This window comes from Polaribacter haliotis (assembly GCF_014784055.1).
Lineage (GTDB): Bacteria > Bacteroidota > Bacteroidia > Flavobacteriales > Flavobacteriaceae > Polaribacter > Polaribacter haliotis.
In genome coordinates this window covers 1,330,459-1,343,590 of sequence record NZ_CP061813.1, presented here as the reverse complement: position 1 = coordinate 1,343,590, position 13,132 = coordinate 1,330,459, and the positions used below count along the sequence as shown (strand labels likewise).

Sequence of the window (13,132 nt, the reverse complement as noted above, 5' to 3'; positions counted from 1 at the left end):
TTATATATAATAAATAGGATTTGTACTTTTTTCTGATAAAATGACTGCAAAATTAGTGAATTTTTTCGTAAGATAATCAACCAAAAGGTTTTTTGTAAACTGTTCGCTTTCATAATGCCCAATATCGGCTAATAAAATACGGTTTTCTGCCTTAAAAAATTCATGATATTTAAAGTCTGCACTTACATAAGCGTCTGCTCCAGCTCTTTTTGCATTAGAAATTGCAAAACTTCCTGAACCACCTAAAACTGCTACTTTTTTTATTTTTTTATTCAGAAAAATAGAATGTCTTATACAATCTGTTTTCATTGTTTGTTTTAAAAATAGTAAAAATTCTTTTTCATCCATTTCTGCAGGAAGCTCGCCAAACATTCCCATTCCAATATTTTGGTGTACATTTTCGGTCGTAATTAACTCGTAAGCGACTTCTTCATAATAATGATTTTCATGCAATGCTTTTAAGATACCAGCTTCATTTTTACTTTCAAAAATAACACTAATTCTAGTTTCTTTTTGGGTGTGTAATTCTCCTTTTTCACCAACCATAGGATTCGAATTTTCATTACCTCTATATGTTCCATTCCCTTCAATATTAAAAGAACATTGGTCGTAATTACCAATATTTCCTGCACCAGCATTAAAGAGCGCCTTTCTTAAGCCAGGAGCTTTGTCTGAAGGAATAAAAGTGGTTAGTTTTTTAATAATTCCTTTTTTAGGAATTAAAATCTTGGTATTTGTAAGTCCTAAAACTTCACACATTTTTGCTGAAACTCCATTTTTAGAATTATCTAAAGCTGTGTGAGTTGCATAAATAGCAATATCGTTTTTTATAGCTTTTAAAACAACCCTTTCTACATAAGAATTGCCATTAAATTTTTTCATTCCACCAAAAACAATCGGATGAAAACTAACAATTAAATTGCATTTTTTTACAATTGCTTCTTCTACAGTTTCCTCTAAAGTGTCTAATGTAACTAAGATTCCTGAAACTTCAGAATTGTAATTTCCAACCAGCAAACCAACATTGTCAAAATCTTCTGCATATTCTAAAGGAGCTAAAACTTCTAAATAATCTGTTACTTCTTTTATCCTCATTTTAATCTCTTTATCTTAAATCCAAAGTTACCATTTTTATGTATTTTTACAACAATGAAACTACTAAGATTTTTACTGTTTCCATTTGCAATTGTTTACGACTTGGTTACGAGAATTCGTAACTATTTTTTTGATATTGGTATTTTTAAAGAAACAACATTTAAAATCCCAGTAATTGTGGTTGGTAATCTAAGTGTTGGTGGAACAGGAAAAACGCCACAAATAGAATATTTAATAAGGTTGTTAAAAAAGAATTATAAAATTGGCGTTTTAAGCAGAGGATATAAAAGAAAAACAACAGGTTACGTATTGCTAGATAATTCGCATTCTGCAGAAGATGTTGGAGACGAACCCTTGCAATATTTTAATAAATTTAAAAATATAGAGGTTGCTGTAGATGCAAATAGAGTAGAGGGTATTGGTCATTTAATTGCTAATAATAATGCTGAAGTTATGTTATTAGACGATGCTTTTCAACATAGAAAAGTAAAAGGAAGTTTTTATATTTTACTTACAAAATATGATGATTTATTTGTGGACGATTTTCTACTTCCAACAGGAAATTTAAGAGAAAGTCGAAGAGGTGCTAAAAGAGCAGATGTAATTTTAGTTACTAAATGCCCAAATAATTTAGATGTAAAAGAGCAAGAAGAAATTAAAAGAAAACTGCATTTTTACAACAAAGAGGTTTTTTTTACTACTATTAAATATGCAAATTTACTTTCTGGAAGTACAGCTATTTCAATTGAAGAATTAAAAGAATACGAAGTTTTATTAATCACTGGAATTGCAAATCCCAAACCTTTACAAGATTATTTAAAAAGTGAAGAAATCTGTTTCCAGCATTTAAAATTTCAAGATCATCACCATTTTTCGAATGATGAAATAAAAGATATTCAAAAAAGATTTGAAGAAATTACTTCAGCAAAAAAAATAATTCTTACCACAGAAAAAGATTATGTTCGCTTAATACATAAGATAGATAAAATTTCTTTTTTATCAATTGAAACTGCTTTTTTAGAAGAAAAGCAAGATAATTTTAACGAGCTAATAGCTAATCATATTAAAGAATTTAATTGATTTTTACTATTTATTTTCTTTAATAAATAGCGGTTTTTTCATTTTGGAATTATTTTTGATACTTTTGATAAAAATACCAACATTATTAAAATGAGATATTTATTACTTTTATTTGTTTCTTTAGTAGTTTCAAATACTTCAGCACAAATTGATATTGATACTTTAGATCCAATTAAAGTTGATTCTTTACAAATTGAGGAAGTTGCTTTTTTAAATTGGGAAGATTCTTTTAAGGATGCTTTAAAAAAATCTAAAAAAGAGAAAAAGCCGGTTTTAATTTATTTTACGGGTTCAGATTGGTGTGGGCCTTGTAAGGTCTTGGATAAAAAATTATTTCATACAGAAAAATTTAAAGCATTAGCAGATAAAGATTTAATTTTATATGAAGCAGATCTTCCTAGAAATACAGATATAGTTGCTCCAGAAAAATTGGAGGTAAATGGAGATTTACAGCGAAAATATAAAGTAAAATCTTTTCCAACTTTAGTGATGGTAAATCATAAAGGAAGAATAATTGGTTTTAAAAAAGGGCTAATTCTCACAGATTATTATTACCCCTTTTTGCAAGCGGTTATAGAAAATTATTAGCAAGAATATTAAAAAAAAATTGAAACATTAAGTTTCAGTTTTTTTTTGTGCTTGACTTTTAAAGTTGTCCCAAAAACGAAATATAAGACGTTCTAAAGGTATTTCTTGTACGTGTTAATAATCGTATATTAAATTCCACAAATACTTTAAACCCTTTTAAAATCGAATTATTTCTTGCCTAATTAATTGGTTACTTTCAAAATTATTTTTTTTATATCATTTGTTTTCGAAATTATTTGAAAAGATAAGCACAAAAAAAACCGAAGCAAAAGCTTCGGTTTTAATATATTAAGAACGGTTATTAATTATTTTTGATTAATAACTCTAAATGTAGTTCTTCTGTTTGCTCTGTGTTGTGCTTCTGTACAAGAAACTCCATCTGCACATCTATTTGTTAATCTTCTTTCTCCAAAACCGTTTCCAGTTAATTGGCTAGGATTAACTCCTTTAGAAATTAAATAACTTGTTACAGCTTGCGCTCTTCTTTCAGATAAATCTTGGTTGCTTTCTTTTGTTCCACGAGCATCTGTATGAGACTCAATAGCTACAGCAACACCATCTTTTAAGATTGGCAACAATCTAGCATCGATAATTCTTTTAGCTCCATTAGTTAAAGTAGCACTTCCTAAATTCCAAGTAATTGGTAATGGAGTATTATTTACTAATTCACACTCAACTTCTTTCCAAGTAGTTAAACCACCTTTGTTTACTAAAACTTCTTTTGTTACAGTTTTATATTTAGCAGCTACAGTAACCTCTTCTTTCCAAGCGTCTTTTACTAAAACTGTTTTTTTAATACTACCATAAACAGCAGGAATTTCAACAGATCTTGTTGTTGGAGGAGTAACCATAACTCTTTTTGTATACGTTTTTTCGTATCCAGGAACAGCACTAGAGCTTGTAGAAGCATCTCTATCTAAAACAGTTAATGGAACTGTTACAAATTTTGCAGGAACTGGCTTATAACACCAATATCTACAATCGTTAGGATCGCTAGATTCACAATCTGGAGCTTTTTCGCTCATTTCCCAGTTTGCAGAAGCAGCTTTAGTTTCAATAACTTTAGAGTCTGGATTAAAACTTGCTTTAATAACACTTAACTTGTTAGCATCTTCCTTTGCAATGTAAGAAACAGTTTTTGTTTCCCAAACAGCAGGAACAATAACTAATTTTTGTCCAGCTTCTTTTACTAAAACTCTTTCAGTAACAGTTTTATATTGTGCAGGGTAAGTAACAATTTTTTTGTATGCTGGAGCAACTTCTAAAGTTACATCTTCGTTTTTCCAAACTTCTGGAGTTTTACAACGAACGTAACATTTTCCTGGTTCAGGGTTTTCTGGTAAATCTTGTCCAAATGCGACAGCACCCAGCATTAAAAAAGTTACGCTAAGTAAAATTTTTTTCATAATTAAATAGTTTTTGATTTGTATAATGTATTAATAACTTTAAGACACACTAAATATTTAGAAGTCACGATAAAGGTATTAAAAAAAAATACATATGTTAAAGAAAAGTTAAAAAATTTACAATTTGTTAAAGTATAAACTTTTTATAATACCATCTGAAAGCCCAATTTTTGGTACATAAATTTTTCTTGAGCCACTCCATTTCATTGCAGATAAGTATATTTTTGTAGCAGGAATAATTACGTCTGCTCTATCTGGATTTAAACTCAATTCCGAAATCCTGTCTTCGTAAGACATGTTCTTTAAAAATTGATATTGAGCATTTAAATAAATAAAAGAAATAGGTTTTCCTTCAGTTCGTCCAGACATTTTAAAGAGTTTGTTAATATTTCCTCCAGAACCAATTAAAGAAATACGTTTTAAATCTTTTGTGTTTTTTTTAATCCATTTTTCTACGTTAGCAAAAATTTCTTTGTTTACAGCTTTTTTATTGTTCAATAAACGTACTGTTCCCATTTTAAAAGATTTAGAAGTAATAATTCTTCCTTTAGAGAAAAGGGTAAATTCTGTACTACCACCACCAACATCTACATATAAATAAGAATTATCTCCTTGTATTAATTGGTTTAAATCTGTAGAAGAAATTATAGCAGCTTCTTCTTTACCTCCAATAATATCTATTTGAACACCAGTTTCTGCAAGAATTTTTTCTGCAACTTCTTTTCCGTTATTTGCTTCTCTCATTGCAGATGTAGCACAAGCCTTGTAGCGTTCTACGCCATTAATTTTCATTAATAATTTAAAGGCTTCCATGGCATTTAACATTCTTGTAATGTTGGCTTCACTAATAATACCTTCACCTACAAATGCATCTGCTCCTAAACGAATTGGAACACGAACTAAAGAAGATTTTTTGAACTGAGGTTCTTTGTCTTCTGAAACAATTACGTTCGAAATTAGTAAACGAATTGCATTAGAACCAATATCTATCGCACCTAATTTTTTTATTTCTAACAAACTAATTTATTTATGATTTTTAGGAAATTCTACCATAAAAGTTTTTCCTCTTCTGATATTTTTCCAATGTTTTTCTTTAAACTGAAGACCAATAATTCCGCAAGTGGTAACGTGTGCTATTGGTGTATTACCAAACTCATTCACAAAGGTATTGATTCCATGATCGTGACTAAAGATAATTGCAGAATTAAACGCATCGTCTAAGGCATTAACTGTTTTTACCAAATAACCATCGCTAAAACTATATAATTGTCTTTTTATTTGAAGATTTGCGTGTGGATAACTTAAGTTTTCACAAAAAATTACAGCAGTATGTAAAGCTCTATTTGCACTGCTTGAGATAAAAACATCTGGTTTATCTATAGTTTTTGCTAAAAAGTTAGACATTAAATGCGCGTCTTTTATTCCACGTTTTTTTAGAGGTCTGTCAATATCTTCTATTCCAGAGTATTCCCAAGAAGACTTTGCGTGTCTAACAATATATAATGTTTTCATTTATAATTTAATTGTTGAGTCGTAAATATAAAAATTTATGGTGCCAATCGTTCTAATTTCCAAGAAAAATCTTCTTGCAAAAAATATCTAATTCTATCGTGTAATCTATTTGGTCTTCCTTGCCAAAATTCTATGGAAATAGGTTTAACTAAATATCCTCCCCAATGATTTGGTCTTGGAATTTCTTTCCCATCAAATTTTTTCTCCAAAGAAACTAAATTTTCTTCTAATTCTTTTCTTGATGAAACAACAGAGCTTTGGTTTGATGCCCAAGCGCCTAATTTGCTTCCCTCTGGTCTCGATTCGAAATAACCATCAGATAAGTTTTCTACTTGTTTTTCTGCTTTTCCTTTGATGATGATTTGTTGCTCTAAAGCAGGCCAGAAAAAAGACAAACAAATATTGTTATTTGCTTCAATTGCTTTTCCTTTTTCGGAAGTGTAATTAGTATAGAAAATAAAACCTTCCCATGTAAATTTCTTTAGTAAAACAACTCTGCTTTTTGGGAAGCCGTCTTTACCAATAGTACTAATTGTCATTGCATTGGTTTCGTCTACAGATTCCGATTCTTCTGCATTTCTAAACCAAGTTTGGAATAATTCCATCGGATTTTCTGGACAATTACTTTCTAAAAGTTCTTGCTTTTCGTAGGATTTTCGGTAATTACTTAAATCTTTCTGCATTCTTTTTTTCTTCTAATCAAATATAAACCAATAAAAGTAATTAGCCCATTTAAAGGTAAAATTTCCCAATGAAATTTATATGCTCCTATAAAACTTTCTGGTAAAGACGTTATTACAAAGCTTACAATAATAGATAACAAAGCAATAATCCAGGCATATTTGTCTTTTATTTTGTGTTTGGTTAAAATACCAAAAGCAAACAATCCTAATAATGGACCATAAGTAAAAGTGGCGAATTTAAATAAATTACTTACCACATTTCCTTCTAAATTATTGAATAAAATAACCACTAAAATCAATAATATAGAAACTCCAATATGCACTTTTTTACGCAATGGTTTTTGCTCTTCTTCTGGTCTTTTTTCAATTCCTAAAAAATCTACAGAAAAAGAAGTTGTAAGGGATGTTAATGCAGAATCTGCACTAGAATAAGCAGCGGCAATTAATCCAATTATAAAAGTAATTGCAACTCCCAAGCCTAAATTTTGATTCATAGCAATTTCTGGAAATAACAAGTCTGTTCTCGTTTTTCCATCTATAATTGGTATTTCTAAACCTATTTTTTCTGAATATATAAATAACAAAGCACCTAAAGATAAAAAGAAGAAATTAACAACAACTAATAAACTAGCCATTGTAATCATATTTTTTTGAGCTTCCTTATTGTTTTTACAAGTTAAGTTTTTTTGCATCATATCTTGGTCTAAACCAGTCATTGCAATGGCTATAAAAATTCCACCAATAAAATATTTCCAAAAATATGTAGTGGCATTTGCATCGTCAAAAAAGAAAATTTGCCCCTTTACTTTAAAATCATCAGAATTTAAAAATTCGACAAAAGACCAATCTAATTTCTCGTTAATTAAATAAATAGACAAACCAACTGAAACTAACATTGCCAAGGTTTGCAGAGTATCTGTCCAAACAATAGTTTTAATTCCACCTCTAAAGGTGTAAATCCAAATTAATAAAATGGAGATAATTACAGTAACTTCAAAAGGAACACCAATTTCTTCGAAAACAATATATTGCATTGCTAATGCTACTAAAAACAATCGAAAAGAAGCCCCTGTAACTCTAGAAAGTAAAAAGAAAAATGCGCCTGTTTTGTAGCTTGTTTTTCCAAAACGATGCTCTAAATATTGATAAATTGAAGTAATATTTAGTTTATAATAGAGTGGAAGTAGTACAAAAGCAATAATTAAATATCCAAAAAAGAAGCCAAAGACCCCTTGCATATAAGCAAATTGTTGTCCATCTACCATTCCTGGAACAGAGATAAAAGTAACTCCAGAAAGCGAAGCGCCAATCATACCAAAGGCCACTAAATACCAAGGAGAACTTCTTTTTGCTTTAAAGAAAACTTCGTTAGAATCGTCTTTTCCTGTAAAATAAGATATGGTTATTAAGACTAAAAAATAGGCAATAATCAATAAAAAAATATGAAGTGGTTGCATTGAAACAATTTTAATTTTTGATGTACGAATATATGTTTTTTAGAAGTCTTTTCTCTTTTTTCTTGATTCTTTTCTCTTTAATAAGTTAAATTTGCAGACTATGGATTTTTCATCAAAATTATTAGAAAATGCTGTAAATGAAGTTTCACGTTTGCCAGGAATTGGTAAAAGAACTGCATTGCGTTTGGTTTTGCACTTATTAAAACAGCCAACAGATAATACAAAATATTTGTCTGAAGCTTTATTACATTTAAGAAATGATGTGAAAACTTGTGAAAAATGCCACAATATTTCTGATACAGCTTTGTGTGATATTTGTAACAACCCAAAAAGAAACCCTGAAATTGTCTGTGTTGTTGAAGATATTAGAGATGTAATGGCAATTGAAAGTACGTCTCAATTTAATGGATTATACCATGTTTTGGGTGGTAAAATTTCTCCTATTGAAGGAATTGGTCCCCAAAATTTACAAATAGAATCGCTTATTAATAAAGTTGAAAACGGAGAAGTAAAAGAATTAATTTTTGCTTTAAGTTCAACTATGGAAGGAGATACCACGAATTTCTATATTTTTAAACAAATAGAAAAATTCGAGATTACAACATCTACAATTGCACGTGGAATTTCTGTAGGCGATGAATTAGAATATGCAGATGAAGTTACTTTAGGAAGATCTATTGTGAATAGAATTCCTTTTGAACAAAGTATTAGAGGTTAATTCTCTAAATTTTTGGTTTCATCACTTTCTAAAACCTCTTTTTCTGCTTTATCCCAAGATTTTTTCTCGCGAATTCTCTTGTACAATTTAATTCCCAACATCATTAAAATTCCGAAAAGAATAATACCAACAACTCCCCAAATCCAATTGATAGCGCTTTTTACGGTTACTAAAAAAACGACAGCAAATAAAATTATCGTAGAAATTTCATTAAACATTCGCAATTTAAAAGCAGAATATTTTACAATATCTTTTTGAAGTTTGCTATAAATATTCTGGCAAAAACCATGGTAAAAATACAATGCTAAAACGAATGCTAATTTTACCAACATCCAAGGTTCAGATAAATAATATGGATTTTGATACAACATCCAAAAAGCAAAAATACTTGCTAAAATTGCTGATGGCCAAGTAATAATATACCAAAGTCTTTTAGTCATCAATTTATATTGCGTTTGCAAAATAGATTTTGCAGGTTCTAATTTATTTTCAGCTTCCGTTTGATAAATAAATAACCTCGGAATATAAAATAAACCAGCAAACCAGGTAACTACAAAGATAATGTGTAATGCTTTTACGTATAGAAAATCCATATTTTAAAATTACAATTTATTAATTAAAAATTACGATTTCTCCCATTCATTAATCCAAGAAACCATAACATCTACCCAATCATCATTATCATTCATACAAGGAATGTGTTTGTAATCTGTTCCTCCAAATTTTAAGAACTCTTCTTTTCCTTCCATTGCAATTTCTTCTAAAGTCTCTAGACAATCTGCAACAAAAGCAGGAGTTATTACTGCTAATTTCTTTTTTCCTTCTGATGGGAATTTCTCTAACTCAAAATCTGTATAAGGTTTTAACCAAGGATCTTTTAATAATCTCGATTGAAAAGAATTACTATATGTTCCTTCTTTCAAATTTAAGGATTTTGCAATTTCTTTTGTAGTCTCAAAACATTGGTGTCTATAACATGTGTGATGTGCAACCGAATTACGTTCACAACAAGAACCATCTAATTTACAATGACTATTTGTAGGATCAGATTTTTTAATATGTCTTTCAGGTATTCCATGATAAGAAAACAAAATATGATCGTAATCGAAATCTTTTAAATGATTCGCAATATTGTTGCTCATCGCTTTTATATAATCTGGTTCATTATAAAAAGGTGGTAAAACATCTAATTTTACATCAGGATATTTTTCCGCTAAAATTTCTTCAGTCTTAACAACTACAGTTTCAAAAGAAGACATTGCATAATGAGGGTATAAAGGCGCTAAAAATATTTCTGTAACTCCTTTATCAACCAAATTTTTGATTCCTTTTTCCATAGACATAGAACCATAACGCATTGCCAATTCCACAGGAATATCTACTTTTTGTTTTACTTTTTCTGTAAATCTTTCTGAAATTACAACTAAAGGAGAACCTTCATCCCACCAAATTTTCTTGTAAGCAGCTCCAGATTTTTTTGGACGGAAATTTAAAATAATTCCTTTTATTAAAACGTAACGTTTCCAATAAGGAATATCAATTACACGTTCGTCCATTAAAAATTCGTCTAAATATTTTTTAACGTCTTTTGTTTCTGTTGAATCTGGTGATCCTAAATTGTTTAATAATATTCCTTTCATTTATAAAAAAGTTTCAAAAATTTCAAAAAGAAATTTTATGTTGTTATTCTTGCTTGTTGTTAGTTAAAAACTGATTCGTTACCTCATATAGCGAAATCGCTAAACTATGAATTACATTCATGCTCGAATTTCTACCAAACATAGGAATAGAAACTGTATAATCGACTAAATCTATGTTTTCAATTCCGTTTCTTTCGCTTCCCAAAAGTAAAACGATTTTCTCATGATTTTTAAAATTAAAATCTTGAATATTTATGCTTTTATCAGTAATTTCTATTCCAATAATTGTATTGCCTGCTGCTTTTAATTTGTTGATGATTTCAGCAAAATTAGAATAAGTGTCATGTTCAATTTGGTTGACAGTGTTTCTCGCAGTTTTCTTTACAATTCTATTTTCTATTGTTGGTGAGTTCTCGTGAAAATAAATTTTTTCAACTCCAAAACTTTCGGAAATACGAAAACACATTCCAATATTTTCTGGAGTTCTAATCGCATCACAAACAATTGTTATTGGAAATTGTTTCTGCTTATTTTCGATATCGTAATGTGTTAGTTGTTTCAATTTTATAATTTTATAATTTCAAAGTTTTAAAGTTTGTAAACTGCGACTGTAAATTGTTTACTGATTCAGGCTCATTACATATTTCTTTGGTGTTGTGCCAAATTTCTTTTTAAAAGCTGCAATAAAGTGACTTGCAGTACTATAACCAACCTGTAAGCCAACTTCATTTACATTGTACTTGTTGCTTTCTAACAATCTTCTGGAGTGTTCCATTTTATAATCAAACAAAAAACTATAGACTGTGTCTCCATAAATTTGCTTAAAACCATCTTTAAGTTTTTTTAGACTTAAACCAATTTCGTTTGCTAATTCTTGCAAACTTGGTGGCTCTGCCATTCTTGATATAATAATTTCTTTCGCTTTTCTAATTTTTATAACATTTTGCTCATCAACCAAAAAAGGACAAAATTCTGCATCATTATTTTCTTCATGCTGAAAATGTAAACTCAACAATTCGTAAACCTTTCCTTTTACATATAAATCTTTAATAGAACTATTAATGTTAGAGTTTATAATTTGTTGTAAAACAATAGAAACAGTTGGCTTTATTTCAGTATCGTCGTAATATTTTTTATTACTATTTTCATCACTTAAAAAAGGAATATAGCCAGATTCTTTAGAAAATAATGAGTGAAATTTTTCAATGGAAATTAACAAAGAAACCAATGTTGTTTTAGGTTGAATTTCCAAATTAATTGGTAAAGTTCTCTGTGGATTGTATAGTAAAATAGATCGGTTATCTAAAACATCGAAAGAATAGGAGCCGTCATTAAATAAGAATTTAGATTTTCCTCGTAAACAAAAATGAATCTGTATAAAAGTGCTATTTATTTCTCTTTCGAAATTCTGAACTTCTTTGCTTTCGTTCTGAAAATGAAGCACATAAAAACCTTTATCAAGAATTATTTCTTCAAAAGTACTTTCTCCGACATTTTTAAACATGTTTTTTATCTATTTTTAAATTCCTTTTATTTAGAATCATTCTATATTGCAATGCAATGAATCCTTTAGAATACTGCAAAAATAAGGCTTTTAGGTAATTTAATTACAAATAAAACTTAAAAAACATCTATCGTTATTAAAAGTTCTTTAAGCGATACTTTTTTGTAAATGTAGTTTTTACTTTTGTGTCATCTTTTTAAGATTTTATGAAAGCATTAGGGCAAGAGCACTTTTACAATATTGGCGTAAGTTACAAGAAAGCAGATGCAGAAATGCGTGGTAAATTTTCTGTATCTAAAGAAAATCAGGTAGAACTTCTAAAATCTGCCAAAGAAAAAGGTGTTTCTGGTATTTTTATAATTTCTACATGTAACAGAACCGAAATATTTGGTTTTGCAAATAGACCTTGTTTACTAATTGAATTGTTGTGTGATTTCTCGGAAGGAACTGCAAAAGAATTCGACAATATTTGTAATATTAACAAGGATCAAGAAGCCATTACTCATTTATTTAGAATGGGAACTGGTTTAGATAGTCAAATTCTAGGAGATTATGAGATTGTTGGTCAATTAAGACAATCTTTTAAAATGGCAAAAGCGCAAAAAACTACAAATGCGTATTTAGAAAGACTTTTAAATTGTGTTTTACAAGCAAGTAAAAAAGTAAAGAACGAAACAAAATTAAGTTCAGGTACAACATCTGTTTCTTATGCTGCTGTTCAATATATCATTAAAAATTTACCAGATTATAATTCTAAAAATATTTTAGTTTTTGGTTTGGGTAAAATGGGAAAACATACTTGCAAGAACCTTGCAGAATACACGCAAAATAAATCTGTTTGTTTAATTAATAGAACTGAAGAAAAAACGACTGAATTTATTAAAGAACATAATTCAATAAGAAAATCTTTAATAGAAAATTTAGCAGAAGAGGTTGAAAATACAGATGTTTTAATAGTTTCTACAGGGTCAGATAAACCAACAATTACAAAAGAACATATTTCTAAAAACAGAGAATTATTGATTTTAGATTTATCGATGCCAGAAAATGTAGCCAAAGATGTTACAGATTATTCTGATGTTTCTTTAGTAAATGTAGATGAGCTTTCTAAAATTACAGATGAAACTTTAGCAGTTCGTTTACAAGAAATTCCTACTGCAGAAGCAATAATAGAAATTCATAAAAGTGAGTTTAACGATTGGTTAAATCACAGAAGATTTACTCCAGCAATTGCTGCGTTAAAAAAATCTTTAGAAACTATAAAGAAAGACGAAATAAACTTTCAGAAGAAAAAAATAAGCAATTTTGATGAAGATCAGGCAGAAATACTTACTTCTCGCTTCATTCAAAAAATTACAACACAATTTGTAAAACATCTAAAAGATGAAGAAACTTCTGTAACAGAAAGTTTAGATGTAATTCAAAAAGTGTTTCAATCTTAACCAAAAA

The 13,132-nt window shown here is 29.0% G+C and carries 14 protein-coding genes; 4 read left to right on the top strand and 10 right to left on the bottom strand.

Features of this window, described 5'->3' with window-relative positions; all coding sequences use genetic code 11:
• Complete coding sequence (locus H9I45_RS05635) at nucleotides 1-1,095, bottom strand: Nif3-like dinuclear metal center hexameric protein (RefSeq protein WP_088353105.1); 1,095 nt, start codon at nucleotides 1,093-1,095, stop codon at nucleotides 1-3.
• Nucleotides 1,096-1,149: 54 nt separating this feature from the next.
• Between H9I45_RS05635 and lpxK the strand changes: the two genes are divergently transcribed.
• Together lpxK and H9I45_RS05625 are read left to right on the top strand one after the other, a co-directional pair.
• Nucleotides 1,150-2,175 carry a tetraacyldisaccharide 4'-kinase gene (gene lpxK / locus H9I45_RS05630; RefSeq protein ID WP_088353104.1) on the top strand — a complete coding sequence of 342 codons (1,026 nt, stop codon included), beginning with the start codon at nucleotides 1,150-1,152 and terminating at the stop codon, nucleotides 2,173-2,175.
• A gap of 90 nt (nucleotides 2,176-2,265) precedes the next feature.
• A complete protein-coding gene (locus tag H9I45_RS05625; protein ID WP_088353103.1) occupies nucleotides 2,266-2,763 on the top strand; it encodes a thioredoxin family protein in 498 nt (165 codons plus the stop codon).
• Nucleotides 2,764-3,068: 305 nt separating this feature from the next.
• Here H9I45_RS05625 and H9I45_RS05620 read toward each other — a convergent pair whose 3' ends face one another.
• The 5 genes from H9I45_RS05620 to H9I45_RS05600 all read right to left on the bottom strand — a co-directional run bounded on the left by H9I45_RS05620 (nucleotide 3,069) and on the right by H9I45_RS05600 (nucleotide 7,821).
• Nucleotides 3,069-4,169: an OmpA family protein gene (locus H9I45_RS05620; RefSeq protein ID WP_088353102.1), complete on the bottom strand. Its 1,101-nt coding sequence runs from the start codon at nucleotides 4,167-4,169 to the stop codon at nucleotides 3,069-3,071.
• A 117-nt stretch (nucleotides 4,170-4,286) separates the two neighbouring features.
• Nucleotides 4,287-5,186, bottom strand: a complete 900-nt coding sequence (locus H9I45_RS05615) for a Ppx/GppA phosphatase family protein (RefSeq protein ID WP_088353101.1) — start codon at nucleotides 5,184-5,186, stop codon at nucleotides 4,287-4,289.
• A gap of 6 nt (nucleotides 5,187-5,192) precedes the next feature.
• On the bottom strand, nucleotides 5,193-5,681 hold the full coding sequence (locus H9I45_RS05610; RefSeq protein WP_088353100.1) for a SixA phosphatase family protein: 489 nt from the start codon (nucleotides 5,679-5,681) through the stop codon (nucleotides 5,193-5,195).
• A 35-nt stretch (nucleotides 5,682-5,716) separates the two neighbouring features.
• Nucleotides 5,717-6,364: a pyridoxamine 5'-phosphate oxidase gene (gene pdxH, locus H9I45_RS05605; protein WP_088353099.1), complete on the bottom strand. Its 648-nt coding sequence runs from the start codon at nucleotides 6,362-6,364 to the stop codon at nucleotides 5,717-5,719.
• Entirely contained in the window at nucleotides 6,349-7,821 is a 1,473-nt protein-coding gene (locus H9I45_RS05600; protein WP_088353098.1) for a sodium:solute symporter, read from the bottom strand. Before H9I45_RS05600 ends, pdxH begins: the two co-directional genes overlap by 16 nt.
• A 100-nt stretch (nucleotides 7,822-7,921) precedes the next feature.
• Here H9I45_RS05600 and recR point away from each other — a divergent pair, with 100 nt between their 5' ends.
• Nucleotides 7,922-8,539, top strand: a complete 618-nt coding sequence (gene recR / locus H9I45_RS05595; RefSeq protein WP_088353097.1) for a recombination mediator RecR — start codon at nucleotides 7,922-7,924, stop codon at nucleotides 8,537-8,539.
• Here the strand turns inward: recR and H9I45_RS05590 are convergent.
• From H9I45_RS05590 to H9I45_RS05575, 4 genes are read right to left on the bottom strand one after another with little or no spacing between them, the layout of a single operon-like run.
• A complete protein-coding gene (locus tag H9I45_RS05590) occupies nucleotides 8,536-9,132 on the bottom strand; it encodes a CopD family protein (RefSeq protein WP_088353096.1) in 597 nt (198 codons plus the stop codon). The genes recR and H9I45_RS05590 overlap by 4 nt on opposite strands.
• 30 nt (nucleotides 9,133-9,162) lie before the next feature.
• A complete protein-coding gene (hemH, locus tag H9I45_RS05585) occupies nucleotides 9,163-10,179 on the bottom strand; it encodes a ferrochelatase (RefSeq protein ID WP_088353095.1) in 1,017 nt (338 codons plus the stop codon).
• Nucleotides 10,180-10,222: 43 nt separating this feature from the next.
• Nucleotides 10,223-10,741 (bottom strand): TrmH family RNA methyltransferase, encoded by a 519-nt coding sequence (locus tag H9I45_RS05580; protein WP_088353094.1) that lies wholly within the window; start codon nucleotides 10,739-10,741, stop codon nucleotides 10,223-10,225.
• Nucleotides 10,742-10,798: 57 nt separating this feature from the next.
• Complete coding sequence (locus H9I45_RS05575; RefSeq protein WP_088353093.1) at nucleotides 10,799-11,683, bottom strand: helix-turn-helix domain-containing protein; 885 nt, start codon at nucleotides 11,681-11,683, stop codon at nucleotides 10,799-10,801.
• Nucleotides 11,684-11,889: 206 nt separating this feature from the next.
• Here H9I45_RS05575 and hemA point away from each other — a divergent pair, with 206 nt between their 5' ends.
• Nucleotides 11,890-13,125 carry a glutamyl-tRNA reductase gene (hemA, locus tag H9I45_RS05570; RefSeq protein ID WP_088353092.1) on the top strand — a complete coding sequence of 412 codons (1,236 nt, stop codon included), beginning with the start codon at nucleotides 11,890-11,892 and terminating at the stop codon, nucleotides 13,123-13,125.
• Nucleotides 13,126-13,132 lie beyond the last annotated feature (7 nt).